Source organism: Rhodococcus sp. no. 34 (genome assembly GCF_054589475.1).
This window is the reverse complement of the sequence record NZ_BAAILK010000023.1, coordinates 163,881-188,193: the sequence shown is the minus strand read 5'-3', so window position 1 is coordinate 188,193 and position 24,313 is coordinate 163,881. Positions and strand designations below refer to the sequence as shown.

23 protein-coding genes are annotated in these 24,313 nt (G+C 62.4%); 10 read left to right on the top strand and 13 right to left on the bottom strand.

What is annotated here, in order from left to right; genetic code table 11:
- Positions 1 to 17: 17 nt before the first annotated feature.
- Complete coding sequence (locus ACYP01_RS06845; RefSeq protein ID WP_459679080.1) at positions 18 to 335, top strand: hypothetical protein; 318 nt, start codon at positions 18 to 20, stop codon at positions 333 to 335.
- A 39-nt stretch (positions 336 to 374) separates the two neighbouring features.
- Here ACYP01_RS06845 and ACYP01_RS06840 read toward each other — a convergent pair whose 3' ends face one another.
- The 5 genes from ACYP01_RS06840 to ACYP01_RS06820 form a co-directional block, all read right to left on the bottom strand.
- The gene (locus ACYP01_RS06840) at positions 375 to 800 is read right to left on the bottom strand and encodes a hypothetical protein (protein ID WP_100245418.1); all 426 of its coding nucleotides are present in this window, start codon (positions 798 to 800) and stop codon (positions 375 to 377) included.
- Positions 801 to 858: 58 nt separating this feature from the next.
- Positions 859 to 2,295 carry a rifampin monooxygenase Iri gene (gene iri / locus ACYP01_RS06835; RefSeq protein WP_459679077.1) on the bottom strand — a complete coding sequence of 479 codons (1,437 nt, stop codon included), beginning with the start codon at positions 2,293 to 2,295 and terminating at the stop codon, positions 859 to 861.
- 121 nt (positions 2,296 to 2,416) lie between these two features.
- Positions 2,417 to 3,802, bottom strand: a complete 1,386-nt coding sequence (locus ACYP01_RS06830) for an MFS transporter (RefSeq protein WP_459679075.1) — start codon at positions 3,800 to 3,802, stop codon at positions 2,417 to 2,419.
- A gap of 30 nt (positions 3,803 to 3,832) precedes the next feature.
- A complete protein-coding gene (locus ACYP01_RS06825; RefSeq protein WP_234551611.1) occupies positions 3,833 to 4,981 on the bottom strand; it encodes a Gfo/Idh/MocA family protein in 1,149 nt (382 codons plus the stop codon).
- A 106-nt stretch (positions 4,982 to 5,087) separates the two neighbouring features.
- Positions 5,088 to 5,825 carry a GntR family transcriptional regulator gene (locus ACYP01_RS06820; RefSeq protein ID WP_003941006.1) on the bottom strand — a complete coding sequence of 246 codons (738 nt, stop codon included), beginning with the start codon at positions 5,823 to 5,825 and terminating at the stop codon, positions 5,088 to 5,090.
- A 199-nt stretch (positions 5,826 to 6,024) separates the two neighbouring features.
- Here ACYP01_RS06820 and iolC point away from each other — a divergent pair, with 199 nt between their 5' ends.
- The 8 genes from iolC to ACYP01_RS06780 are packed head-to-tail and all read left to right on the top strand — an operon-like array spanning position 6,025 to position 15,227.
- Positions 6,025 to 7,029 (top strand): 5-dehydro-2-deoxygluconokinase, encoded by a 1,005-nt coding sequence (iolC, locus tag ACYP01_RS06815; protein WP_030535074.1) that lies wholly within the window; start codon positions 6,025 to 6,027, stop codon positions 7,027 to 7,029.
- Complete coding sequence (locus tag ACYP01_RS06810; protein WP_021332504.1) at positions 7,022 to 7,921, top strand: Cgl0159 family (beta/alpha)8-fold protein; 900 nt, start codon at positions 7,022 to 7,024, stop codon at positions 7,919 to 7,921. Before iolC ends, ACYP01_RS06810 begins: the two co-directional genes overlap by 8 nt.
- 21 nt (positions 7,922 to 7,942) lie before the next feature.
- Positions 7,943 to 8,815 carry a 5-deoxy-glucuronate isomerase gene (iolB, locus tag ACYP01_RS06805; RefSeq protein ID WP_192712569.1) on the top strand — a complete coding sequence of 291 codons (873 nt, stop codon included), beginning with the start codon at positions 7,943 to 7,945 and terminating at the stop codon, positions 8,813 to 8,815.
- A 14-nt stretch (positions 8,816 to 8,829) separates the two neighbouring features.
- On the top strand, positions 8,830 to 10,785 hold the full coding sequence (iolD, locus tag ACYP01_RS06800) for a 3D-(3,5/4)-trihydroxycyclohexane-1,2-dione acylhydrolase (decyclizing) (RefSeq protein ID WP_030535076.1): 1,956 nt from the start codon (positions 8,830 to 8,832) through the stop codon (positions 10,783 to 10,785).
- A 52-nt stretch (positions 10,786 to 10,837) separates the two neighbouring features.
- Entirely contained in the window at positions 10,838 to 11,743 is a 906-nt protein-coding gene (locus tag ACYP01_RS06795) for a sugar phosphate isomerase/epimerase family protein (protein WP_459679069.1), read from the top strand.
- A 26-nt stretch (positions 11,744 to 11,769) separates the two neighbouring features.
- Positions 11,770 to 12,810, top strand: coding sequence for a Gfo/Idh/MocA family protein (locus ACYP01_RS06790; protein ID WP_007727372.1), 1,041 nt, complete (start codon positions 11,770 to 11,772; stop codon positions 12,808 to 12,810).
- Between the two features lie 2 nt (positions 12,811 to 12,812).
- Positions 12,813 to 13,697 (top strand): sugar phosphate isomerase/epimerase family protein, encoded by an 885-nt coding sequence (locus ACYP01_RS06785; protein ID WP_314675556.1) that lies wholly within the window; start codon positions 12,813 to 12,815, stop codon positions 13,695 to 13,697.
- A gap of 24 nt (positions 13,698 to 13,721) precedes the next feature.
- The gene (locus ACYP01_RS06780; RefSeq protein ID WP_459679066.1) at positions 13,722 to 15,227 is read left to right on the top strand and encodes a CoA-acylating methylmalonate-semialdehyde dehydrogenase; all 1,506 of its coding nucleotides are present in this window, start codon (positions 13,722 to 13,724) and stop codon (positions 15,225 to 15,227) included.
- 62 nt (positions 15,228 to 15,289) lie between these two features.
- Here ACYP01_RS06780 and ACYP01_RS06775 read toward each other — a convergent pair whose 3' ends face one another.
- Positions 15,290 to 15,862 carry a dihydrofolate reductase family protein gene (locus ACYP01_RS06775; protein ID WP_007727376.1) on the bottom strand — a complete coding sequence of 191 codons (573 nt, stop codon included), beginning with the start codon at positions 15,860 to 15,862 and terminating at the stop codon, positions 15,290 to 15,292.
- Between the two features lie 198 nt (positions 15,863 to 16,060).
- On the opposite strand from ACYP01_RS06775, the gene ACYP01_RS06770 reads away from it, so the two are divergent.
- On the top strand, positions 16,061 to 17,371 hold the full coding sequence (locus ACYP01_RS06770; protein WP_039972818.1) for a D-alanyl-D-alanine carboxypeptidase family protein: 1,311 nt from the start codon (positions 16,061 to 16,063) through the stop codon (positions 17,369 to 17,371).
- Here the strand turns inward: ACYP01_RS06770 and yhjD are convergent.
- From yhjD to ACYP01_RS06735, 7 genes are all read right to left on the bottom strand, one after another.
- Positions 17,368 to 18,402, bottom strand: coding sequence for an inner membrane protein YhjD (yhjD, locus tag ACYP01_RS06765; protein WP_007727380.1), 1,035 nt, complete (start codon positions 18,400 to 18,402; stop codon positions 17,368 to 17,370). The two genes, ACYP01_RS06770 and yhjD, sit on opposite strands and share 4 nt — an antisense overlap.
- 51 nt (positions 18,403 to 18,453) lie before the next feature.
- A complete protein-coding gene (gene trpS, locus ACYP01_RS06760) occupies positions 18,454 to 19,488 on the bottom strand; it encodes a tryptophan--tRNA ligase (protein WP_003941025.1) in 1,035 nt (344 codons plus the stop codon).
- A gap of 26 nt (positions 19,489 to 19,514) precedes the next feature.
- Entirely contained in the window at positions 19,515 to 20,009 is a 495-nt protein-coding gene (locus ACYP01_RS06755) for a barstar family protein (RefSeq protein WP_459679061.1), read from the bottom strand.
- Entirely contained in the window at positions 20,009 to 20,542 is a 534-nt protein-coding gene (locus tag ACYP01_RS06750; RefSeq protein ID WP_054831377.1) for a guanyl-specific ribonuclease, read from the bottom strand. The genes ACYP01_RS06755 and ACYP01_RS06750 overlap by 1 nt, the downstream gene beginning before the upstream one ends.
- A 26-nt stretch (positions 20,543 to 20,568) precedes the next feature.
- Complete coding sequence (locus ACYP01_RS06745) at positions 20,569 to 21,414, bottom strand: exodeoxyribonuclease III (RefSeq protein WP_081305328.1); 846 nt, start codon at positions 21,412 to 21,414, stop codon at positions 20,569 to 20,571.
- A gap of 36 nt (positions 21,415 to 21,450) precedes the next feature.
- Positions 21,451 to 22,659 (bottom strand): MFS transporter, encoded by a 1,209-nt coding sequence (locus tag ACYP01_RS06740; RefSeq protein WP_373938154.1) that lies wholly within the window; start codon positions 22,657 to 22,659, stop codon positions 21,451 to 21,453.
- A 130-nt stretch (positions 22,660 to 22,789) separates the two neighbouring features.
- A complete protein-coding gene (locus ACYP01_RS06735; RefSeq protein WP_003940772.1) occupies positions 22,790 to 24,013 on the bottom strand; it encodes an NADP-dependent isocitrate dehydrogenase in 1,224 nt (407 codons plus the stop codon).
- Between the last annotated feature and the right edge of the window lie 300 nt (positions 24,014 to 24,313).

The window sequence follows — 24,313 nt, the reverse complement described above, 5'->3', positions numbered from 1 at the left end:
GTCGGTACGCTCGTGGCATGGGGTGGGACTTGTTAGTGCTGTTCGCCATGATCGGCCCGTTGGCGGTGTTCGGGTGGGCGGCTGTTCGGGCAAGGCACCGCGGGCTTGGGGGGTCGTTCGTCGGGCCGTTTCAGGAGATGTTCGATCCCGGTGCGGCGCGAGCACAGACTGTCATCGAACAGATCGCGGAACTTCCGGATCCTGCGGACTCCGGCGACCCGGACAACGACGACGATGTGCCGTACACAGTCGCCTACGAGGGTGTTCGGCTCCACATCAACCCCGGTAAGGCTCGACAGCGCGGAGGCGACGGGACCACCAAGCGAGCTCAGTGAAAGTCGGACCGGATACAACGCGAGGGAGAACTGGTTCAGTCAGGGCCGGCGAAGTTGATAGGTGACACCGTTCTCCAACTCATCTGAGCTGAAGGACTCCGGAGAGAAGTGGCCCAAGCTCACCTCATAGTTTCTCTGGTTTGCGGGGACGGCATCAAAATGTGCGGTGTAGGAGCAGGTGCTCATTCCGTCGGGAAGTTGATCGATTGCCTCGACCTCGAGTGCCGACCTTGTGGATGCAGCGCCGCTGCCCCCGAAAATCTGAATCTGGTCGTTCGGAGCAACACGAATCATGTCGATCACGCACTCTCCAGAGACCGTCTCGGCCTGCTCTGCCTGACCGGTCACCGTTATCGTGGCGGCAAAGGTTTTCGGCACATCGACATTGGTCGTGCAGCTTGTCAGCATCAGCGCTCCCACAGAGCCCGCTGCCGCAGCCGCAACCTGTGCTGACCTTCGCCTCATAGTCGTCAACGGTAGTGCGTCCGAGTCGCCACGGTGCTCGGTTGCCGAATCCGAAGAGTCACACGGGGCCCGTCGCCGGCCGGCCGAACCACGTGGACAGCTGAGTATCCAACTCCGCCTGCGAATCCCCGACCCATGCCACATGACCGTCCGGCCGAAGCAGGACAGCCGGAGCGTCCAATTCAGTGCTTGTGTCAACGATGTGGTCGGCGCGATCGCTCCAACCATCGACGGACAGTTGGCCACCCTGGTCGAGAAGAAGTCCGCGGCCGGATCGCATCAGGTCGTACAGGTTGCCGCGCGTCAACGCGATGTTCCGCAGCCGCCGACCGAGTAGGTCGTCACCTTCGCCGAAGTCGTAGCGAATCGAGATCGCAGTGATCTTCTCGGTCAGATAACGCATGACGTCTTCGAAGTCCATCAACTCGGAGATCAAGCGTCGCACAGCTTGTGGACCGGCTGCGGTGGAGATCAGCTCCGCCTGCGCGCGCGTGTTGTCGAGAACGTCGGCAGCCACCGGACGCCGTTCCGATTCGTACGTGTCGAGCAGGACGTCCGGTGCCCAGCCGTTGATCTCTGCGGCGAGCTTCCAGCCGAGGTTGAAGGCATCTTGGACACCGAGATTGAGGCCTTGTCCGCCCATCGGTGGGTGGATGTGTGCGGCATCGCCGGCGAGGAACACCCGGTCGCGCCGGTAGTGCTCCGCCAGACGGGTGGCGTCACCGAAGCGCGAGAGCCACCGCGGTGAGTGCACACCGAAGTCGGTGCCCGCAATGGCCAGTAGCTGTTGCTTGATGTCGTCGAGGGTGGTGGGAACCGCGCGACCGTCGGCAACTTCGGCCGCGGGTACCACGACGCGAAAAGCACCATTGCCGACGGGACCGACTCCGAATCGTTTGTGCGTTTCCCGGATTTCGGCGACAACGGCGGCCAGTTCATCAGCCGGCATGGTCACGTCCATTTCGCCGATCAACGTGTCGGCGCTCGACGGCTCGCCGGGAAACCCGACGTCGATCAGCTTCCGAACAGTGCTGCGGCCGCCGTCGCAGCCCACGAGATAACGCGCGTGAAGTGTTGTGCCGTCGGACAATTCCGCTGTGACGCTATCGGTGTCTTGACGGATCGCGACGACGCGCTTCCCTCGCTGAATGTCCGCACCGACTTCGGTGGCATGTTCGGCAAGAATCCTGTCGATCTCGGGCTGAGGAATGCCCAGTACGTACCCGTGCGCAGTATCGAGGTGCGCCGGTGCCGGTTTGCTGATCCCCGCGAAGAATCCACCGAGCGGATATTTGCGGCCGTGCGCGAGGAACTTGTCCAGCAACCCGCGCTGCTCCATGATTTCGATGCTGCGCACATGGATGCCGAGGGCACGGACGAACTGAGTCGGCTCCTCGTCCTTGTCCACGACGACGACATCGACGCCGTGTAGCCGGAGCTCACCTGCCAGCATCAATCCAGTTGGTCCAGCACCGACAATGATGACGTCACTCATGCGATCCCCTCCTTCGGGCAAGGCTTTTGCTTGCTCGCAGCAGACGAGTGTGCACCATCACCGGGGCCTTGCCGCAAGCCCCGGGTCCCGCGTTATGATGAAGGTGGCGGAAGACGCTTCATCATCGGCGCACCAACACCACAGCACCTGCATCGCGTGGGAGCCGCCAACTCTCGATCACCGTCGGCACCAGCATGGCCCCGAGAACACCCAGCGTCAGAGAAAACGGCACTCCGCCGCTCAGATCCCCCGACTCCGCCAACGGTGTGCAGAGCGTGATCACCAACGCGGACAGTGCAATACCCAGACCGGATGCCAACTCTTGCAGCGTTGCATGCAGAGTATTGGCATCGGTCAGCTCACCCGAGTCGACGTCGGCGAACGCCAAGCTGTTGTACGCGGTGAACCCGATGGATCGCAACGCGCCACTGACAAACAGTGCGACAGCGATTACGACGTCCGGTGTCGTCGACGAGATCAGTACCAGCGCACCGAAGCACACCACCGACAGAACTCCGTTTCCCACCAGAACTAGTCTGATCCCGAACCTGCGCATGAGCGGAGTGGTGAGCGGTTTGATCGCGATATTCCCCGCGAACAGAGCCATCACCAGCAGACCGGCCTTGAACGCCGACATTTCGAATCCCACTTGGAACAACAACGGCAGCACAAACGGCACGCCCATGATCACGAGCCGGTACAGCGAGCCGCTCGACGCGACGAGCCGAAACGATCGAAGTCGGAGGACGCCGAGCGCGATGAGCGGATGATCCGACCGGACGAGGTGAATGACGGCCAAGCTCAACAAGATCAGAGCCGCAACGATCCCGAGGCACACTCTTAGCCAGTCGGTTCCGGCACTGTGCACGTTATCGAGCGCCACGACAAGCACTGCGACGCCTGCTCCGATCACCACCAATCCCAGCCAGTCAAGGCTCCGTTTCTGCGTTTGCCGAATGTCGGGCACCATGCGCAATGCCAGCAGAAACCCGACGATCCCGATCGGAACGTTGATCGGAAAGATCCAGCGCCACGAAGCCATCGACACGATGGCTCCACCCACAGCGGGCGCAAGAACCGGCGCTGTGAGCGCCGGCCACGTCAAGTAAGCGATAGCCCGTACGAGTTCCGCCTTCGACGTCACCCGCAATACTGCGAGCCGCCCTACCGGCACCATCATGGCGCCGCCTACCCCTTGTAAAGCACGCATTCCCACCAGCATCGGGAGGGAGGTGCTCAGTGCACATCCCACCGATGCCACCGCGAAAACGGCTATGGCAGAGATGAAGACACGTCGCGTTCCGAATCTGTCGGCCATCCATCCGCTCGCCGGGATCAGGACGGCCAACACCAGGAGGTACGAAGAAACGGCGACATTGACGTCGACGGCATCAACTCCGAAAGATTGGGCGATCGACGGCAGTGCCGTTGCGAGAATCGTCGCGTCCAGCATCTCCATGAACAGCGCTGCTGCCACGAGCAGCGCCAGTCCGCGGGGAAATGTCACTGCACCAGAGCCTTTCGGAGGAGCTGTCGATCAGCCGAGAGAAATCCAGCTGCCGGAGGTCACCGAGGCGACCATCGCGTCCAGAGCCTGTGCGGACGCGACTGCATCAGCGATGGTCGCGCCCTGCGGCGCTCCGTCCACGATCGAGGCGATGAAATTGCGAGCCTCGATCACTTTCAGGTCGTCGTAGCCCATCGCGTTGGCCGCGCCAGGCTGGAAGCGGCCGAACTCACCGGACTCGGGGCCGACCAGAACCGTCGTGACGGATTGGTCCTGGTACTTCGAGCCGAGGCTGGTGCCCAGTTCACCCATCCGCCGGTAGTCCCAGAACACGGCACCTTTCGTGCCGTGAATCTCGAATCCGTAATTGTTCTGCTCTCCCACGGCGACGCGGCATGCTTCGAGGGTGCACCGGCCACCCGACCCGAGGCGCAGCAGTGCGCTGACGAAGTCTTCGTTCTCGACAGCCCCCATCTCCCCACCGCTGGCCCGCGCATGTCCACTGGTAGCGGCGGACGGACGCGCACGCTCCGGGATGAAGATCGCAGTATCCGCAACGAGAGCGTCGACGTCACCGAGAAGATGACGAATCAGATCGATGCCGTGCGAAGCCAAGTCGCCCAGGACGCCGGCGCCGCCGCGCTCACGCTCGTATCGCCAACTCAAAGCACCTTCAGGGTGGGCCGCATAGTCGCTGAGGAAACGAAAACGCGAGTGCGTGATCGTGCCCAACTCCCCTGAGTCGATCAGGCTCTTTGCCAGGGCCACAGCCGGCGCGTTTCGGTAGTTGAAGCCGACGGTCGACTGCACACCGGCCTTCGAGACTGCTACGGCAACAGCTTTGGCGTCTTCCGTGGACAAGCCGACGGGCTTCTCGATCCAGATGTGTTTGCCGGCCTCTGCCATTGCGACGCCGATTTCACGGTGCAAGAAGTTCGGGGCCGTGATGCTCACCGCGTCGATGGCCGGATCGGCTGCGATATCGCGCCAATCCTGGGTGAAAGCTTCGAAACCGAATTGGTCCGCTGCTTCCTCCCCTCTGCCAGGCACCTCGTCGGCGACGGCAGCCAGGCGGATCAAGGGAAGCTGCGGATAGTGCTGCCGCAGACGCAGATACGCCTGCGTGTGGACGCGGCCCATCCATCCGAATCCGGCAACTGCTACTGAAATGCCTGTCATGAGGCTCCGTTCGGGTCAAATGATCGAAGGATCGCAGAAATGCTGGGATCACAAATCACCCCCACTGACTCGGTCAGGCGGGTACTCGTGTCACCGGGATCGAGATCTAGCGGTCGACCACGGTGGTGTCGAAGTAGTAACGCGACGCTCGGTAGCAGTGGCTGCCGTACTCGACGGCGCTACCTGAATCGTCAAATGCAGTGCGGCTCATGGTCAAGAGGGCAGCACCCACTTTCTCGTCGAGCAATCCTGCTTCTTCGCGAGTCGCCGCCCGAGCGCCGATTCGCTGCCGCGCGACACGGATGTGAACGCCGCGAGTTCGCAAGGTTTGGTACAGCCCCTGCGTCTCCAACTCCTCGGGATCGGGTGCGATGTCCACCGGAATGTAATTGGTCATCACGGCAAGCGGTTCGCCGTTGGTGCTTCGCAGACGCCTGATGGTGGCCACTTCGGCGTCAGGTTCGAGGTTGAGTTCCGCGGCAACGTCCTCGGCGGGAACTCCCACCGTGAACTCGAGCAGCTTGGTCGTCGGCGCCTGGCCGGCCCTCGCAAGGTCGTCGAACAGGCTGGTGAGCTCGACCGGGCGGTGCACCGGACTTTGCACCACCTGAGTTCCGACTCCCCGCTTACGAACAAGTAGTCCCTTGTCCACCAGTTCCTGGATCGCGCGTCGAGTGGTCGGACGTGAGAGATTGAGCCGTTTGGCCAACGCCAGTTCGTTCTCGAAGCGATCACCTGGGGCAAGTTCGCCACCGAGAATAGCGCCCTCGATTGCCTGTGCCAGCTGAAAATACAGCGGCACCGGGCTCGAGCGGTCCAACTCGACGGCGAGTGCTGCGACCACGGCCAACTCCGATCTGTCTTGGGAAGGCGCCGTATCGACGCTACTTCTCTCGGCAGTGTATGCGAACACTAACATTCACTTGACCGCAAGTCATAATGTCCAGACAAACTATTGACAATCGCTGTGTCGCGGCGCACAGTTTCAGTCATACAACGGTGCCCTGCGTGGGCAACCCACCACGAACTCTCGGGAGTCAGTTTTGACAAGCATCAACACTCACCAGAGCGGGTCACACATCCCTGACGCACCCTTCGACGTGCTCGCCATCGGCCGATCGGGGGTGGACATCTACCCACTTCAGACCGGTGTCGGACTCGAGGACGTCGAGACGTTCGGCAAGTTCCTCGGCGGCAGCGCAGCCAATGTCTCGGTGGCGGCCGCGCGCCTCGGCCGGCGAGCAGCACTGATCTCCGGCGTAGGCAGCGATCCTTTCGGGAAGTTCGTCACACGCGAGTTGGCACGTCTGGGCGTCGACAACAGGTTTGTCGTCACCAATTCCGAGTACCCGACACCGGTGACGTTCTGCGAGATCTTCCCTCCTGACGACTTTCCGCTGTACTTCTACCGCAAGCCGCATGCGCCCGATCTTCGGATCACCCCGGAAGACATCGACCTCGACGCCGTTCGAGCATCGTCCCTCTACTGGTCGACTGTGACAGGGCTGTCCGAAGAACCGAGTCGCAGTGCACACTTCGCTGCCTGGGAAGCCCGCGAACGACGCCCGCTGACGGTCCTCGATCTGGACTACCGCCCGATGTTCTGGTCGACGCCCCAAGAAGCAACCAATCAGGTGCAGCGCGCTCTGGCGCACGTGACAGTAGCCGTCGGAAACCGCGAAGAGTGCGAGATCGCGGTCGGTGAGACCAATCCGAACAAGGCCGCCGACGCGCTTCTCGACCTCGGTGTCGAACTGGCCATCGTGAAGCAGGGCCCGAAGGGCGTACTCGGCAAAACGCGAAAGCAGTCGATCACCGTGCCGCCCAACGCCGTCGACGTGGTCAACGGGCTTGGAGCAGGCGACAGCTTCGGCGGATCACTGTGCCACGGACTGTTGGCCGGGTGGCCGCTGGAGAAGGTACTGCGGTACGCCAACGCGGCCGGCGCGATAGTCGCATCTCGGCTCGAATGCTCCACTGCGATGCCGACCGCCGAAGAAGTCCACGATCTCGCCGAAGCCACAGCCACGGAGGCAGTCAATGTCTGACAAGCTCGCCGCCCGCCCCCTCGCCACCACCTACGCCGAAGTGACGGAACTGCGTGCGAGCGATCCGCAGATCATCGAAAAGGCCTGGGCAGCGCGAACTCCTCGCGCCACTGTTCGAGGCAATGGTCGACTGATGATCGTCGCTGCCGATCACCCGGCCCGTGGGGCACTGTCTGTCGGTGGCAAGCCGACAGCGATGAACAGTCGTACAGATCTGCTCGACAGATTACGCACTGCGCTCGACAATCCCGGAGTCGACGGCGTTCTCGGCACTGCGGACATTCTCGACGATCTGCTCCTCCTCGGCGCCCTCGACGACAAGGTCGTCTTCTCGTCGATGAACCGCGGCGGCCTGGCAGGCGCCAGCTTCGAACTCGACGACCGCATGACGGGTTACACCGCGGCCGGTACCGCAAAGTTCGGTATGAACGGCGGAAAGATGCTGCTGCGCATCGCACTCGACGACGCGGGCACTCTGCCCACCATGACGGCATGTGCGGAAGCCGTGGACGAACTGGCCGCGGCCGGACTGATCGCGATGCTCGAGCCGTTCCTCTCCAGTCGCGTAAACGGCAAGGTGGTCAACGATCTCAGCCCCGACGCCGTCATCAAGTCCATCCACATCTCCCAAGGTCTCGGCTCCACCTCGGCGTACACGTGGATGAAACTGCCGGTCGTCGACGAGATGGAACGCGTCATGGATGCGACCACCCTCCCGACGCTCCTCCTGGGGGGAGATCCGCAGATCGCGCCGGAAGAAACGTACGCAAAGTGGGACGCTGCACTTCAGCTGCCGTCCGTGCGCGGACTGATCGTCGGACGCGCGCTGCTCTACCCACCCGACGGCGACGTCACCGCGGCCGTCGACACCGCAGTCAAGCTCGTCCACTAGAACCGACCTGGCAGGAGCAAGATGTTCAGCAAGTACTACGTCCCCGCCGGATCGTCCGCCGACGGTGATTTCACGACAGTGGTCACGCCGGAGTCCGCCGGGTGGACCGAATCCAGCTTGTGGACACTCGAACTCGCCCCTGGCGCTGACGTCCACCTGCAGTCCGGCGAGAACGAGATCATCGTCGTTCCACTGGCGGGTTCGGCCGTGGTTGTTGCCGAGGGGACGGAGATTCCCCTCACTGGCCGCGCATCGGTTTTCGACGGTCCCAGCGATTTCGCGTACGTAGGACGCGACGCCGACTACTCGGTCAGCAGCGCTGACGGGGGCCGCTTCGCTCTGTGCGGAGCACGCGCCGGCGCAAAGCTCCCCCATCGATACGGTCCGGCTTCAGGAGTTGCGGTCGAACTCCGCGGTGCCGGGAACTGCAGCCGACAGGTTCACAACTTCGCCACTGCAGACACCTTCGAGGCCGACTCCATCATCGCGTGTGAGGTCATCACCCCCGGCGGGAACTGGTCGTCGTATCCCAGCCACAAACACGACGAGAACAGCGACGTCGAATCGGCCCTGGAAGAGATCTACTACTTCGAGATCGACAGAAGCCCCACCGGGACCGAAGGTTTCGGCTACCACCGCGTGTACGGAACCGCCGAGAGACCTATCGAGGTGCTCGAGGAAGTCCGCTCGGGCGACGTCGTCCTCGTGCCGCACGGCTATCACGGCCCGTCCATCGCAGCGCCGGGCCACCACATGTACTACCTCAATGTCATGGCAGGTTCGGGCGAGATCCGGGCGTGGAACATCTGTGACGATCCGCAACACACCTGGCTACGTGGAAGCTGGGATCACCAGGACATCGACCCTCGACTGCCGTTGCAGTCCCACAACTGACGGAAGTGAAAGCTGTGGCACCCACCAACAACGCAACCGGCAATCGTCCACCTCGCGACGAGCCGACCGTATACCTCACCGTTTCTCAAGCTGTCGTCCGCTTCCTCGCCAACCAGTACACCGAACGCGACGGCCAGCGCACCAAGCTGTTCGCCGGCTGCTTCGGAATCTTCGGGCACGGCAACGTCGCCGGACTGGGGCAGGCACTCTTGCAGGCCGAGATCCAGGATCTCGACGCCGGCCGTGAGCCGACACTCCCCTACGTGCTCGGCCGCAATGAACAGGCGATGGTGCACTCGGCTGTCGCGCACGCCCGCATGAAGGACCGCCTGCAGACGTGGGCAGTCTCGTCCAGCGTCGGCCCCGGTGCCACCAATATGATCACCGGCGCGGCACTGGCCACCATCAATCGTCTACCTGTATTACTCCTTCCCGCAGACACTTTCGCGACCCGCGCCAGTGCCCCCGTCTTACAGGAACTCGAACTCCCGTCGAGCGGCGACGTCACAGTCAACGACGCTTTCAAACCCGTCTCACGATACTTCGATCGGGTATGGCGCCCGGAGCAGTTGCCGAGCGCTCTGCTCGCCGGGATGCGCGTGCTCACTGATCCCGTCGAGACCGGCGCGGTCACCATCGCCATCCCGCAGGACGTGCAGGCCGAGGCTTTCGACTGGCCCGAGTCCTTCTTCGCCGAACGGGTGTGGCACGTGGCCCGCCCGCTCCCCGAACGATCGGTGATCGAACGCGCCGCCGCGATCATCCGCTCGGCTCGCAAGCCACTGATCGTCGCCGGCGGCGGCGTGATCTACAGCCAGGCCACCGACTCTCTGGCAGCGTTCTGCGCGCAGACCGGAATCCCCGTGGGGCAGAGCCAGGCCGGCAAGGGTTCATTGGTCTACGACCATCCACAATCCGTCGGGGCGGTGGGGTCCACCGGCACTACGGCTGCAAACGCACTGGCCACCGAGGCTGACGTCGTCATCGGAATCGGTACGCGGTACAGCGATTTCACGAGCGCGTCCCGCACCGCGTTCACCAATCCCGACGTTCGCTTCGTCAACATCAACGTCGCATCACTGGACTCCGTGAAGCAGGGCGGAGTCAGCGTTGTCGCCGACGCACGTGAGGCACTCGACGCGCTGGCACTTGCACTGAACGACTACCGGGTGGACGACGAATACGCGTCCAGGATCGGTGACCTCGCTCGCGATTGGGATGCGATCGTCGAATCCGTCTACAACCCAGCCGAACCCGCTGCCGACGGGTCACTGAATCAGAATCAGGTGATCGGCCTGGTCAACACACTGTCCGATCCACGTGACGTCGTGGTGTGCGCTGCCGGGTCCATGCCAGGTGACCTCCACAAGCTGTGGCGAACCCGTGATTCCAAGGGGTATCACGTCGAATACGGGTACTCGTGCATGGGATACGAAGTTGCCGGCGGTCTAGGCGTCCGCATGGCGTGCCCCGATCGCGACGTGTTCGTGATGGTCGGAGACGGTTCCTATCTGATGATGGCCACCGAATTGGTCACCGCCGTACAGGAACGCCTCAAGGTCATCGTCGTCCTGGTGCAGAATCACGGATTTGCCTCCATCGGTTCACTGTCCGAGTCGCTGGGTTCCCAGCGCTTCGGCACGCAGTACCGCTACCGCTCGAATGACGGACGTCTCGACGGAGGGGTTCTCCCGGTCGATCTGGCCGCGAACGCTGCCAGCCTCGGTGTCGACGTCATCCGCGCCAACACCGCTGCCGAGTTCGCCGACGCGATCAAGGTTGCCAAAGCAAGCGACACCAGCACCGTCATCCACGTCGAAACCGATCCGCTGATCGGCGCCCCGGACAGCGAATCCTGGTGGGATGTACCGGTATCGGCCACCTCCGAACTGGAGTCCACCAAGAAGGCACGGACAACTTACGAGTCCTGGAAGAAGATCCAGCGACCGTACCTCCGTCCATCCGAATGAAAATTCCGCACAACCACACCCCATAAAGCTTGCCCGCGAAAGGAATCTAGACATGAGCGCGATTCGCGTCGGATCAGCCCCCGACTCCTGGGGCGTGTGGTTTCCGGACGATCCACAGCAGACCCCTTACACACGATTCCTCGACGAGGTATCCGCGTCGGGATACGAATGGATCGAACTCGGCCCGTTCGGATACCTTCCGACCGATCCAGCCAAGTTGACGGACGAACTCGGCGCCCGCGGCCTGAAGCTTTCGGCCGGTACCGTTTTCGAACACCTGCACCAGGACGATTCCTGGGATGCCGTCTGGAATCAGATCAAGGACGTCGCCAAGTTGACCGCAGCCGTCGGCGGCAAGCACGTGGTGGTCATCCCTGAGATGTGGCGCGACCCTTCCACCGGAGCGGTACTCGAAGACCGCAATCTGACGCCCGAGCAGTGGCGTAAGAAAACCGACGGCATGAACGCTCTCGGGAAGGCAATGCTCGAGGAGTACGGCGTCATGGCGCAGTACCATCCTCATGCCGACAGTCACGTCGACATCGAAGACAACGTCTACAAGTTCCTCGAAGGGACCGACGAGCGTTTCGTGAATCTGTGTCTCGACACCGGCCACATCAGCTACTGCGGCGGCGACAATCTCGCAATTATCAACAAACATCCGGAGCGCATCGGGTACCTACACCTCAAACAGGTGGATCCGGCGATAGTCGCCAAGGTTGAGGCGGAGGACCTGCCGTTCGGTGAGGCCGTCAAACTCGGTGCCATGATCGAACCGCCGCGCGGAATCCCCGACATGCCGCCGCTTCTGGAGGCCATCGAGAAGCTCGGCATCGACGTGTTCGCGATCGTCGAGCAGGACATGTATCCCTGCCATCCCGACACACCGCTGCCCATCGCAGCGCGCACTCAGAAATACCTGTCCACCTGGGGCGTCCCCGCCGTCCGTTTCAACTGAGCAACACAATCGAGGAGTACCACCGCATGTCTGACAACCAGGATCTCCGGATCGCAGTGCTCGGCGTCGGCATCATGGGGGCCGATCACGTCGACCGCATCACCAACAAAATCGGCGGTGCCCGCGTCACCGTCGTCAACGACTACTCTCTCGCCCGCGCCGAGGAAATCGCAGCACTGACGCCAGGGGCGCGCGTCGTCGTCGATCCGTTCGATGCCATCGCAGCCGAGGACGTCGACGCCGTTGTTCTCGCAACCCCGGGCCCGACCCATGAGAAGCAGGTTCTTGCCTGCCTCGAAGCGGGCAAGCCTGTTCTCTGCGAGAAGCCGCTGACCACCGACGCGGACAGTTCGCTCACGATCGTCAAAGCCGAAGCAGCGCTGGGAAAAAGACTGATCCAGGTTGGTTTCATGCGCCGGTTCGACCACGAATACACCCAGCTCAAGGATTTGATCGACAGCGGCGATCTCGGTCGCCCTCTCGTTGTGCACTGCGCTCACCGCAATCCTGCGGTTCCGAACGGCTTCGACAGTGCGATGATCGTCAAGGACTCACTCGTCCACGAGGTCGACGTGACACGATTCCTGCTCGACGAAGAGATCACCTCGGTGCAGATCATCCGACCGGCCGCGAATTCGCTTGCTCCCGAGGGCATTCAAGACCCACAGATCGCGATATTCGAGACCGAGTCCGGCAGACACGTCGACGCCGAGGTGTTTGTCACCACCGGAGTTGCCTACGAGGTGCGCACCGAAGTTGTCGGCGAACTCGGAAGCGCGATGATCGGACTCGACGTGGGACTGATCCGAAAGACCAAGCCCGGCAACTGGGGTGGGCAGATCACCCCAGGATTCCGCGAACGCTTCGGGCAGGCCTACGACACCGAGTTCGCCCGGTGGATCAAGGCAGTGAAGACGGGCGCCGGCACCGGCAACTACATCGACGGACCAGGTGCTTGGGACGGGTACGCCGCGGCCGCTGTCTGCGCCGCCGGTGTGAAGTCTCTGGAGACGGGTCAGCGCGTCGTCGTGGACATGGTTGCGCGCGACTCTGTGGCCGGAGCTTAGCGATGAAGGTCGCACTCGACCCCACACCTTTCCATCACGATTACTCACTACTCGAGCTTCCTCAGGTTGTTGCCGATCTCGGGTACGAGTACCTGCAGCTCACACCGCACGTCGACATGATCCCGTTCTTCAATCACCCGAAAGCCGACGACGCGCTCGTCGCCAAATTTCGGAAAGCTTGCGCGAGTGCTGGAGTCGGAATCGCGTCGGTACTCCCGGTCCTTCGCTGGTCCGGCCCGGACGAGGACGCCCGCGAAGCAGCCGTGCGTTACTGGAAGCGGGCCATCCAGATCACGGTCGATCTCGGTGTCAACGTCATGAACACCGAATTCTCCGGCCGCCCCGAAAAGGCCGAAGAGTCCGAGCGTGCGTTCTATCGTTCGATGGAGGAACTGGTTCCGATCATCGAACGCGAGGGAATCGACGTCCTGATCGACCCCCACCCGGACGATTTTGTCGAAGACGGACTAGCCGCGATCCGCACGATCCGTGGTGTGAACTCCAAGAACCTCGGCATGGTGATCGTGGCGTGCCACCAATTCCACATGGGTGGGGACCTTCCCGCCATCATGGAGGCCGCCGGCGACATGGTCCGACTCGTTCACGTGGCGGACACCATGGATCATCACCGTTCCCACGGACTGCGCTACATCACCAACCCGCCAGGCAATGCCGTTCGAGTGCATCAGCATCTCAAAATCGGTGACGGAGACGTCAACTGGGACGAATTCTTCGGCGGCCTCGGCAAACTCGGCTTCTACGATCGTGACAACACCGTGATGGTGTCGAGCGTCTTCGCCGAGAACGAAAACGCACACGAGGTTTCCCGGTACCAGCGCGAGACGATGAACGACTATGTCGCCAAGTACACCTCCCCGAACTCCTGAGCCACCAGACCACTAGGAAATACCATGACCAGCACTGATACTCGTGTCATCGCGCACTGGTTGGACGGCAAGTCGTTCGCCGGAACATCCGAGAACACCGCCCCCGTCACCAACCCCGCCACCGGACAGATCACCGGCCGACTGGCCCTGGCGAACCTCGAGGACGCTCGCACCGTCATCGACGCTGCTGCGGCGGCCTTCCCCGCCTGGCGTGACACCTCACTGGCCCGGCGCACACAGGTACTGTTCAGCTTCCGCGAACTCCTCAACGCTCGCAAAGGTGAACTCGCCGAGATCATCACAGCAGAGCACGGCAAGGTTCTCTCCGACGCCCTCGGCGAAATCAGCCGCGGACAAGAAGTTGTCGAATTCGCTTGCGGAATACCGCATCTCCTCAAGGGCGGATACACCGAGAATGCATCGACCAAGGTCGACGTCTACTCCATCCGCCAACCCCTCGGCCCCGTCGGCATCATCTCGCCCTTCAACTTTCCCGCGATGGTCCCCATGTGGTTCTTCCCGGTCGCCATCGCCGCCGGGAACACCGTGATTCTCAAGCCCTCGGAGAAGGACCCCACCGCGGCGATCTGGCTCGCCGAACTCTGGGCCGAAGCCGGTCTGCCCCCCGGCGTCTTCAACGTCCTCCAAGGTGACAAGCTCGCCGTCGACGAACTTCTGGAAAACAAAGCAGTCAAAGCGATTTCGTTTGTCGGATCCACCCCCATCGCCCAGTACGTCTATGCCACCGGCACCGCCAACGGCAAACGCGTGCAAGCACTCGGCGGCGCCAAGAACCACGCCATCGTTCTGCCGGACGCCGACCTCGACCTCGCCGCCGACGCAATGGTCAACGCGGGATTCGGCTCCGCGGGCGAACGATGCATGGCGATCTCCGCCCTGGTCGCAGTCGGCGACATCGCCGACGAACTTGTTGCCAAGATCGTCGAACGCACCACTCCCCTCGTCACCGGTGACGGCACCAAGAACTCCGACATGGGTCCGCTCGTCACCAAGGCCCATCGCGACAAGGTCGCGTCCTATGTCGATGCCGGGGAGAAGGACGGTGCCACGATCGTGGTCGACGGACGCACAGTTCAGGCCGATGGTGGACCGGACGGCTTCTGGCTCGGGCCCACCCTCATCGACCACGTCACCACCGACATGTCGATCTACACCGACGAAATCTTCGGGCCTGTCCTCTCCGTCGTGCGTGTCGATACCTACGACCAAGCCCTCGAACTGATCAACAACAACCCGTACGGAAACGGCACCGCCATCTTCACCAACGACGGCGGCGCTGCCCGACGCTTCCAGAACGAGGTGGAGGTCGGCATGATCGGCATCAACGTCCCCATACCGGTTCCCATGGCCTACTACAGCTTCGGCGGCTGGAAGAACAGCCTCTTCGGTGACACCCACGCTCACGGGACAGAAGGTGTTCATTTCTTCACGCGAGGTAAAGCCGTCACCAGTCGCTGGCTCGACCCCAGCCACGGCGGCATCAACCTCGGCTTCCCCGAGAACAGTTAGCCGGCAAGACATCTGTGGCCGAGACTCTCGAAGAGTCTCGGCCACAGATGTTTTCGAGAGGTCTACGTGACCGTGGGGTGGTACGTCAGTACCTGAACTCCAGATTCGTACCGACGATCGTCCTTCAACTCGAGGACGATCTTGTCGGCCGATTCGGGGAACACTCTCCCGCCGGACCCGAGAATGACCGGGAAGACCATCAGACGAAGCTCGTCGACCAGACCGGCCAGCAACAACGCGTGGACGAGCGTCCGACTTCCCGCGACCAGGATTTCGCCGTCGATCTGCTCCTTCAGCTTCGGAACGGCTTCCTCGATGGGACCGTCGAGTGCCGTCGAGTTGTTCCATTCGAGCGGTTCGGTCGAACTCGTGACGACGTACTTGGGCATCTCGTTCATCTTGTCCGCAAAGCCTTGGTCGTCTTCGCGCTCAGGCCAGGCACCGGCGAAGCTCTCGTAGGTCCGCCGCCCGAGTAGAAGGACGTCCGCGGCGAGGGTTTCGTCGAGTTTGAACTTCATCTGATCGCCCTCCTGGTACGGAAATACCCATCCAGTGTGCGCATAACCCGGTTCGCCACCGGGAGCTTCCATCACCATGTCCAAGGACACGAATTCTGTCACCACGATCTTGCCCATACCGATCCCCTGTCGTCAGTGCGTGTGCGCCATTCGAGTAGCCGACTACCCCACTGTTACAGACTCTGCGTGGTCGGGGAACTCATCAGCGGCGATCGTCCACTATGACCGATGTACAAACCGAATCGCCTGTTTTCGATCCCTCTGCTTGCGTGGCGATTCGGACGTTCCCTCACGTTCGCATACCCTCGTATATCGATGATGTGGCGTCGAAAGTGTGCAGTGGCAGTAGCCGGAACAGTGCTCTCAGGGAGCATTGCGTTTACCGGTGTCGTAGGGACCTCGGGAGTGGCCGGCGCCCAACCGGCCCCGCCGCCGCCCACCACCACCGAAGCGCCGTTCACAACACCCAACACCGACAGCTGCCCTTTCACGAGTAGCCCGGCACCGGCGATCGATCTCTCCGAAGCACCCGCGCCCGGATCTACGGCCCCGACTGCTGTCCCGATTCCGGAAAGCCCTGTCGGTGGAGACAAGCTCGGCGAGTGCGGTGTTGTACTCCCTGACGGCGCTCCCCCGCTCCCGGCGGATATCGCGGCATCCGGATGGGTACTCGCGGACGCCGAAACCGGTGAGGTCCTCGCCGCGAAAGATCCGCACGGTCGCTACCGACCGGCCAGCACCATCAAGATGCTCTTGGCTCTCGTCGCGCTCGACGAACTCGATCTCGACACCGAAATCACCGCAACGGCCGAAGACGCGGACGCTGAAGGTAGCGCTGTCGGCATCGGCAAGGGCGGCAAGTACACCAACCGGCAACTGATGCAGGGTCTGGTCATGGCGTCGGGAAACGATGCCGCGCATGCTCTTGCCCGCCAACTCGGCGGTGACGCTGCAGCCGTGTCCAAAATGAACGCGCTCGCGGCCGAACTCGGCGCCCTCGACACTCGCACGGCAACTCCATCCGGACTCGACGGCCCGGGGATGAGCAGCTCGCCGTACGACCTGGCCGTGATTTTCCATACCGCCCTGCAGAATCCGACGTTTGCCGGTCTGATCCATACCGAGACCGTCGAATTTCCCGGCTTCCCCAAGGATCCGACCATTCCCGACGATCAGGACCGCCCCGGATTCACTCTCGCCAACGACAATCAGCTGCTCTACAACTACGACGGCGCATTGGGCGGCAAGACCGGCTTCACCGACGACGCCCGCCACACGTATGTGGGTGGCGCGGAGCGTAACGGCCGGAAACTACTGGTGACATTGATGGGCGGCGAAGCCAAGCCGATCCGTCCGTGGGAGCAGGCTGCCCGTCTACTCGACTACGGATATGCACTCCCCGCGAGCACAACCGTCGGCTCGTTGACGGACCGATCCACCGACGATTCCAGTCCCGATGTCACTCGCACACCGTCTGCCGCTGCACCAGGCTCGATCTCGGCAGCACCCACCGCTACCGACGCCGAATCCGACACCACTGACCGCATCCTCATCGGTGCTGTCGGTGGAGTAGTGGTGATCGCGCTGGTGGCGGGAGCCGTTGCCCTCAACCGTCGGAGGCGCTAGCGCGGCCGACGACGCATGAAGCCCGAAAGACCCAGGCCGGCAACCGCACCCGTGGCGATCAGCGCAGCCACGCGAGACGGTGAAGCACCGTCACTGACAACGATTCGCGGCGAGATCACGGCGGGATCCGGCGGCGGAACGAACGCCAGGGCCATACTTTCCTTGGTCGTCGCCGCCCACGCCGTGCAGAACAGCAGCATCCGTGACGCCGTGAACACGAACACGAGCAAACCGATGATCGGACCGAATGCCACGCCCGCTGGTCCATTGGTGACGGCAGCGAGGTAGATCGCACCCACCTGCTTGAAGATCTCGAACACAATCGCGGCGATAACCGCTGCCTGCGCAGCGCTACGCAGCGTGACAGGCTCGCGCGGCAGCCGGGCGATCACCCACAGGAACACCGCCCACGTCGCCAGGAGTGAGAGCAACAGTGAAACAACTCTGAGCCCCACGCCGACACCGGTGATGTTCTCGAGGTTGAGCCATTTCACGATCTGAGTCGCAACCGGCCCACTGCTCAGCGCCGACATTCCCAGTGAGACGACCATGGCGAGAGCCAGACCGACGAGGGCCCCTGCGTCACCGAGTTTGGTACGTACGAACCCCTTGGGCTCGCGCTTGCTCTCCCACATCGCCGTCAGCGCGTCGCGAACATTTGCCATCCAACCGAGACCCGCGTACGCAGCACCCAGGAGGCCGAAGATTCCGACGCTCGCGCGCGAGTCGATGGCCGAATCGATCAGCGTGTTGATGGTGTCACCCAAGCTGCCCGGAATGCTCTTGGTGATCTGCTCCTGAATCGACTCCAGGTACTCGGGATGCCCGGCCAATACGAAACCGGCCACTGCAAACGCGACCATCATGATCGGAATCAACGCGAGAACGCTGAAGTACGTGATACCAGCAGCGTAATAGTCGCCTTTTTGCTCTTGAAACCGTCCGGCCGCGCGAACCAGATGATCGAGCCAGGGTCGCGCTGCCCGTTGCTTCTCGAGAAAGCTCGGTGCGTCGTCGTCCGTGTCAGCCATTGCCGTCCCCCTCATGTTCGGTCAGGCGTCGTGAGTCCGAATTCGCGTAAGTCAGCCCTTCGGTGCCAGGAATCCGACCTTGTCATAGACAGCGGCGAGAGTGCGTGAAGACACCTCACGGGCGCGGTGCGCTCCGGCCGCGATGATGCGATCCAGCTCTGCCTCGTCGGCAAGGTAACCGTCGACCTTCGCCTTGAGTGGGGTGACGAACTCGGTCAGCACGTCAGCGGTATCGGTCTTGAGGTCGCCGTACCCCTTGCCCTCGTAACCGGCCACCAGAGTCTCGATCGGTACTCCCGAGAGAGCCGACTGAATGGTGAGCAGGTTGCTGACGCCCGGCTTGGCCTGCGGGTCGAAACGAATCTCGCGCTCGTTGTCGGTGACGGCCGACTTGATCTTCTTCGCCGACACCTTCGGATCGTCGAGCAGATTGATCAGTCCGGCCGCACTGGCAGCGGACTTGCTCATCTTCGCGGTTGGATCCTGCAGGTCGTAGATCTTTGCCGTGCCCTTGATGATCTGCGGCTCGGGAACGACGAACGCCTTGCCGTAGCGGGTGTTGAACCGGCCGGCCAGATCGCGTGCGAGTTCGAGGTGCTGACGCTGATCCTCACCCACGGGGACTCGCTGCGGGCGGTACAGAAGGATGTCCGCGGCCATCAGAACCGGATACGTGAACAAGCCGACACTGGCGTTGTCGCTGCCTTGCTTGGCGGACTTGTCCTTGAACTGCGTCATACGGCTGGCTTCACCGAAACCGGTGATGCAGTTCAGGACCCACGCCAACTGTGCGTGCTCGGGAACCTGACTCTGCACGAACAGCGTCGCCCGATCCGGATCGATCCCCACCGCAAGGAGCTGAGCGACCGCAACCTTGGTGCGACGACGCAATTCCTTCGGGTCCTGCGTCACCGTGATGGCGTGAAGATCCGGAATGAAGTAGAAAGCGTCGAAATCGTCCTGCAACGGAACCCACTGCTGCAGCGCACCCAGGTAATTGCCGAGGTGGAAAGAATCCGACGTCGGCTGGATTCCGGAAAGCACGCGAGGCTTTGCGGTGGGCTTCTGTTCTGCAGGGGTCGACATGGTTCCGATCTTTTCACGAGTGGAAATCAGTGCAGTGGCGTGGTGCCCGGGTAGTCGAGTTCGACGAGGTCTTCACCGTGGGCGGTGAGGTCCTCCGCACCGAACTGGTAGACGGTCCGGAAAACGACGGGTTCCCATTCTTCGGCGTAGAAGTCCATCGTTTCGCAGAACCACTCCAACTGATCCTGTTGCTCGGACAGTAGAGAACCCGCGCCTCGGACCACAACTACATATCCGGCGCCGAGTCCGAGGACGTCGTCGAGATCGCGCATGACATCGTCGAAAGCGTCTTTGTTTCGCCCGAAGTGGGACGGAAACTGGAAGGCTGCCGCAAACTCGTCGAAGACCTGCGCCGTTGTCCGCATGTTCTCTCCGCGAACCACCCGAACGACAAAATTCTCGGCACGGAGTTGACGTGCAAGATCATCTGCAACGGCCGGGTCGCTCTGCAGCGCCACCGAAGCCACATCCGAATACGGATCCAGCCACTGCGCCACGCTGACCGTAGACGAGTCGGACATCAGCGAATCCTCACAAACGTGTCGTAGTGATCGAGGGTGTACCACGCCGAACCGTCGTTGCCGGTGACGATTCGCTCGGCGTCGCGTCCTTGGCCGTTCTTCTTCGGGTTCACGTCCCATTCCTGATAGACGACACGTCCGCCACCGGCACCGACAGCGGGTAGACGTCCTTCGCTGTTGCGGAAGGTGATGCCGCCCTTGGTGCCCGGCGCATTGGCGGAGTCCGGCCACCGTCCGGCGTCGATCTCCGCCAGCGTGGCGAGCACTCGCGCCGGCGCATCGGTGCTTGTCTGCTGCGTTGGCTTGGCAGCGGAACTCGAGGACGCGGAACTCGACGGCGCGGAACTCGACGGCGCAGCCTTGGTGGTGGCGCCAGGCTTGGCTTGAGCACTCGAGGACTGAACGCTCGAGGACTTCGTACCCGACGACGCCGAACTGTCGGAGTCACGTGAAGAAAGGGTGACCGCCAGCACGAGCGCAACCACCGCCACCACGACGGTGATGATGGCGTTGCGCGTCTTTGCGCTCGGCATTTTCAGACCTTCAGACATACGCGTCTCTATCGGTACGAGACGGTGACAGGCGCATGATCCGACCAACGGAGGTCGTAGGACTCAGCGCGTTCCACGAGCGCGACCTTGGCCCGCTCGGCGTATCCGCGAGTGGCAACCTGGTAGTCGATACGCCAACCCGAATCGTTGTCGAATGCCTTTCCGCGGTACGACCACCACGAGTACGGGCCGTCGACACCCGGATGGAGGGTGCGGAAGACGTCCACCCACGCGGAATCTTCGGCGAACAGCAGATCCATCCAGGCGCGCTCCTCGGGGAGGAATCCCGAGGACTTCTTGTTGGTCTTCCAGTTCTTGAGGTCGAGTTCGGTGTGCGCGATGTTCCAATCGCCGCTGACCACCACGTGACGATCGGCAGCCTCGGCCGCTGCAGCGGTGGAGGCGAGGTGAACTGCGAAGGATGCCATGAACCGCTCCTTCTCCTCCTGCTTCGGCGTGAGCGCCTCACCTGAGGGCAAGTACAGGCTCGCGACGGTCAGATCGGCGAAGTCGGCTTCGATGTATCGACCGGCGTCGAGAAACTCGTCGTCCCCGTGACCGATCCGCACCGCGTCAGGTTCCGTGCGTGAGAGCACCGCGACTCCGTTGCGTCCCTTCGCGGACGGCTCGGCGGAGACCAGGAACCATCCTTTGCCGAGTGCCGGCTCGAGAGTCTCGCGAAGCTGGTCGTCCGACGCACGCGTTTCCTGAAGGCAGATGAAATCCGCCGACGTCTTCTCCAGCCAGTCGAGCATGCCCTTACGGGCCGCTGCTCGAACGCCGTTGACGTTCACGGACGTGATGGTGTGGGGCGCAAGAATGTGGGAGTCAGCAGTTTGTGGCACGGCAAGCACCGTAGCCGATTCCACCGACGCGGATGGGCGCCCAGGTCAGCGCGCGGCCCTACGCTGCAGAATCACCGCTACCGCCAGCACGACGAGACCAGCGACGGCCAGCAACGACCCCACCGCTGCGGGCGCGGTGTACCCGTAACCGGCTGCGATGACGACGCCGCCGATCCACGCTCCGAAGGCGTTGGCGATGTTGAGTGCGGCGTGATTGAGAGACGCGGCCAAGGTCTGAGCATCCTCGGCGACATCCATCAACCGTGTCTGGAGGCCAGGCACCATCGACGACCCGGCGAGCCCGATGAGGAAGACGAAGACGAGCGCCGTGTACGGATTGCGCACGGCGATAACGAAGATCGCGAGGATGACCACGAGGGATCCCATCGACAGGAACAAGCCCTTCATCAGTGCGCGATCCGCGAGGTATCCACCGACGAAGTTGCCGGCCACCATGCCCAGTCCGTACAGCATGAGTGCGAGGGGAATGAACGAAGCGCCAAGCCCGGACACGTCGGTGAGAGTCGTACTGATGTAGGTGTAGACGGCAAACATCCCGCCGAATCCGACCATGCCCACGATCAGGGTCATCCACACCTGAACGCGGCCCAGTGCCCCGAGTTCGGTGATCGGATTCGTCACCGGCATGCCGTCCAAACGCGGAATCCAGACGAACAGCGAAGCAACCGTTGCCACCCCGATCACGGCGACCAAGGCGAAGGCACTGCGCCAGCCGAGTGCCTGGCCGATCCAGGCCGCGACCGGCACACCGATCACGTTGGCCACGGAAAGACCCATCATCACCATCGCGACGGCCTTCGCGCGTTTTCCCGGTTCGGCCAGGTGAGCTGCGACCAATGCGGCGACTCCGAAGTAGGCGCCGTGCGGCAATCCGGCGACGAAGCGGGCCATCATCAGCGTCGTGTACGAGGGCGCGAAAACCGAGGCGGCATTGCCGACGGTGAACGCGACCATGAGTGCGATCAACAGGGTGCGGCGCGGTACTCGTGCGGTGAGTGCAGCGATCAGCGGAGCGCCGACGACAACCCCGAGCGCGTACGCCGAGATCACGTGACCCGCGACGGGTTCCGAGACGCCGAGTCCGGATGCCATCTCCGGGAGCAATCCCATTGCGACGAACTCGGTTGTGCCGATACCGAAACCGCCGAGAGCGAGAGCGAGCATCGCCGGACCTCTGGCGGAACGAACCCCGGGTGTCGAGGTGTCAGAACGGGAGAGGGTAGACGAAGTCACTGATCAATTGTGGTCTCACATCTGGTTGAACTTCTAAGTGAGAGCGGGTGAGTTCACTCACGTGAGACCGCGAACACAAATGGGACGCCCGGTTTCCCAGACGTCCCATTTGACAGGTGAAGCGGTGAATCTACTTCGCGGCCATGGCCTTCTGCAGGTTCACGTCGAGCGCGCCGAGGAACTCCTCGGTGGTGAGGTAGCCCTGATCGCCGCCGACCAGCATCGAGAGGTCCTTGGTCATCTGGCCGCTTTCGACGGTCTTGATGACAACGTCTTCGAGCGCCTGCGCGAAGCCGATGACCTCAGGGGTGCTGTCGAGCTTGCCACGATGCTCGAGCCCGCGGGTCCACGCGAAGATGGACGCGATCGGGTTGGTCGAGGTGGGCTTGCCCTGCTGGTGCTGACGGTAGTGACGCGTCACGGTGCCGTGAGCAGCCTCTGCCTCACAGGTCTTTCCGTCCGGTGTCAGCAGAACCGACGTCATGAGGCCGAGCGAGCCGAAGCCCTGGGCCACGGTGTCGGACTGGACGTCGCCGTCGTAGTTCTTGCATGCCCAGACGTATCCGCCCTCCCACTTGAGTGCGGAAGCGACCATGTCGTCGATGAGGCGGTGCTCGTAGGTCAGACCTGCAGCATCGAACTCAGCCTTGAACTCGGTCTCGTAGACGTGCTGGAAGATGTCCTTGAAGGCACCGTCGTACGCCTTGAGAATGGTGTTCTTGGTGGACAGGTACACCGGGTAGTTCTGCTGCAGTCCGTAGGTGAGCGACGCGCGAGCGAAGTCACGGATGGACGTGGTGAAGTTGTACTGCCCCTGGACGACGCCGCCCTCTTCGGGGAAGTTGACCAGTTCGTGCTCGATCGGTGCGCTGCCGTCCTCAGGCGTGTAGGTGATCATCACCTTGCCGGGGCCGGGGACCTTGAAGTCTGTGGCGCGGTACTGGTCGCCGAATGCGTGACGGCCGATGATGATCGGCTTGGTCCAGCCCGGAACGAGTCGCGGAACGTTGGAGATGATGATCGGTGCGCGGAAGATCGTGCCGCCGAGAATGTTGCGGATCGTTCCGTTCGGGGAACGCCACATCTTCTTGAGACCGAATTCCTCGACACGTGCCTCGTCCGGCGTGATCGTGGCGCATTTGACGCCGACGCCGTGCTTCTGGATCGCGTGCGCTGCGTCGATGGTGACCTGGTCGTCGGTCTCGTCGCGGTACTCGATACCGAGGTCGTAGTACTCGAGGTTCACATCGAGATACGGATGGATCAACTTGTCTTTGATGAACTGCCAGATAATGCGCGTCATCTCATCGCCGTCGAGTTCGACGACGGTGCCCTCAACCTTGATTTTGGACATGGGTGCTTCGCGTCCTCCTAGGAAGTTTCCCTGGTTACACGGTTGCGGTCACACTTTGTGAGTGGGTCCGCGAACGGTTCGATTATCAAACCTAGACGGTGTGGACTGATCTCGGGAGATGAGTCCCAAACAAGACAAGCGTACTGCTAACCCGTGAGGCCGCAACCGGCAGGTCCACTCATCGGTCTCTACTCGCGAGTAACTTTTGCCTGCTAGTGGGCTGCGTCGCTCTGCCTCGCGTGCGGTTGCGGCTCACATTTCGCCCCGTGTCAGGACTGCGCTCACTTCCCGGTAGAATCC

Bases quoted from the DNA above. Each gene is read 5' to 3' on its own strand.
- ACYP01_RS06845 (WP_459679080.1), top strand. From the start codon at position 18: ATGGGGTGGGACTTGTTAGTGCTGTTCGCCATGATCGGCCCGTTGGCG.
- ACYP01_RS06750 (WP_054831377.1), bottom strand. From the start codon at position 20,542: ATGCCGAGCGCAAAGACGCGCAACGCCATCATCACCGTCGTGGTGGCG.
- ACYP01_RS06770 (WP_039972818.1), top strand. From the start codon at position 16,061: ATGATGTGGCGTCGAAAGTGTGCAGTGGCAGTAGCCGGAACAGTGCTC.
- ACYP01_RS06735 (WP_003940772.1), bottom strand. From the start codon at position 24,013: ATGTCCAAAATCAAGGTTGAGGGCACCGTCGTCGAACTCGACGGCGAT.
- ACYP01_RS06825 (WP_234551611.1), bottom strand. From the start codon at position 4,981: ATGACAGGCATTTCAGTAGCAGTTGCCGGATTCGGATGGATGGGCCGC.
- ACYP01_RS06810 (WP_021332504.1), top strand. From the start codon at position 7,022: ATGTCTGACAAGCTCGCCGCCCGCCCCCTCGCCACCACCTACGCCGAA.
- yhjD (WP_007727380.1), bottom strand. From the start codon at position 18,402: ATGGCTGACACGGACGACGACGCACCGAGCTTTCTCGAGAAGCAACGG.
- ACYP01_RS06780 (WP_459679066.1), top strand. From the start codon at position 13,722: ATGACCAGCACTGATACTCGTGTCATCGCGCACTGGTTGGACGGCAAG.
- iri (WP_459679077.1), bottom strand. From the start codon at position 2,295: ATGAGTGACGTCATCATTGTCGGTGCTGGACCAACTGGATTGATGCTG.
- ACYP01_RS06775 (WP_007727376.1), bottom strand. From the start codon at position 15,862: ATGGGCAAGATCGTGGTGACAGAATTCGTGTCCTTGGACATGGTGATG.
- iolB (WP_192712569.1), top strand. From the start codon at position 7,943: ATGTTCAGCAAGTACTACGTCCCCGCCGGATCGTCCGCCGACGGTGAT.
- trpS (WP_003941025.1), bottom strand. From the start codon at position 19,488: ATGTCGACCCCTGCAGAACAGAAGCCCACCGCAAAGCCTCGCGTGCTT.
- ACYP01_RS06785 (WP_314675556.1), top strand. From the start codon at position 12,813: ATGAAGGTCGCACTCGACCCCACACCTTTCCATCACGATTACTCACTA.
- ACYP01_RS06840 (WP_100245418.1), bottom strand. From the start codon at position 800: ATGAGGCGAAGGTCAGCACAGGTTGCGGCTGCGGCAGCGGGCTCTGTG.
- ACYP01_RS06755 (WP_459679061.1), bottom strand. From the start codon at position 20,009: ATGTCCGACTCGTCTACGGTCAGCGTGGCGCAGTGGCTGGATCCGTAT.
- ACYP01_RS06795 (WP_459679069.1), top strand. From the start codon at position 10,838: ATGAGCGCGATTCGCGTCGGATCAGCCCCCGACTCCTGGGGCGTGTGG.
- ACYP01_RS06790 (WP_007727372.1), top strand. From the start codon at position 11,770: ATGTCTGACAACCAGGATCTCCGGATCGCAGTGCTCGGCGTCGGCATC.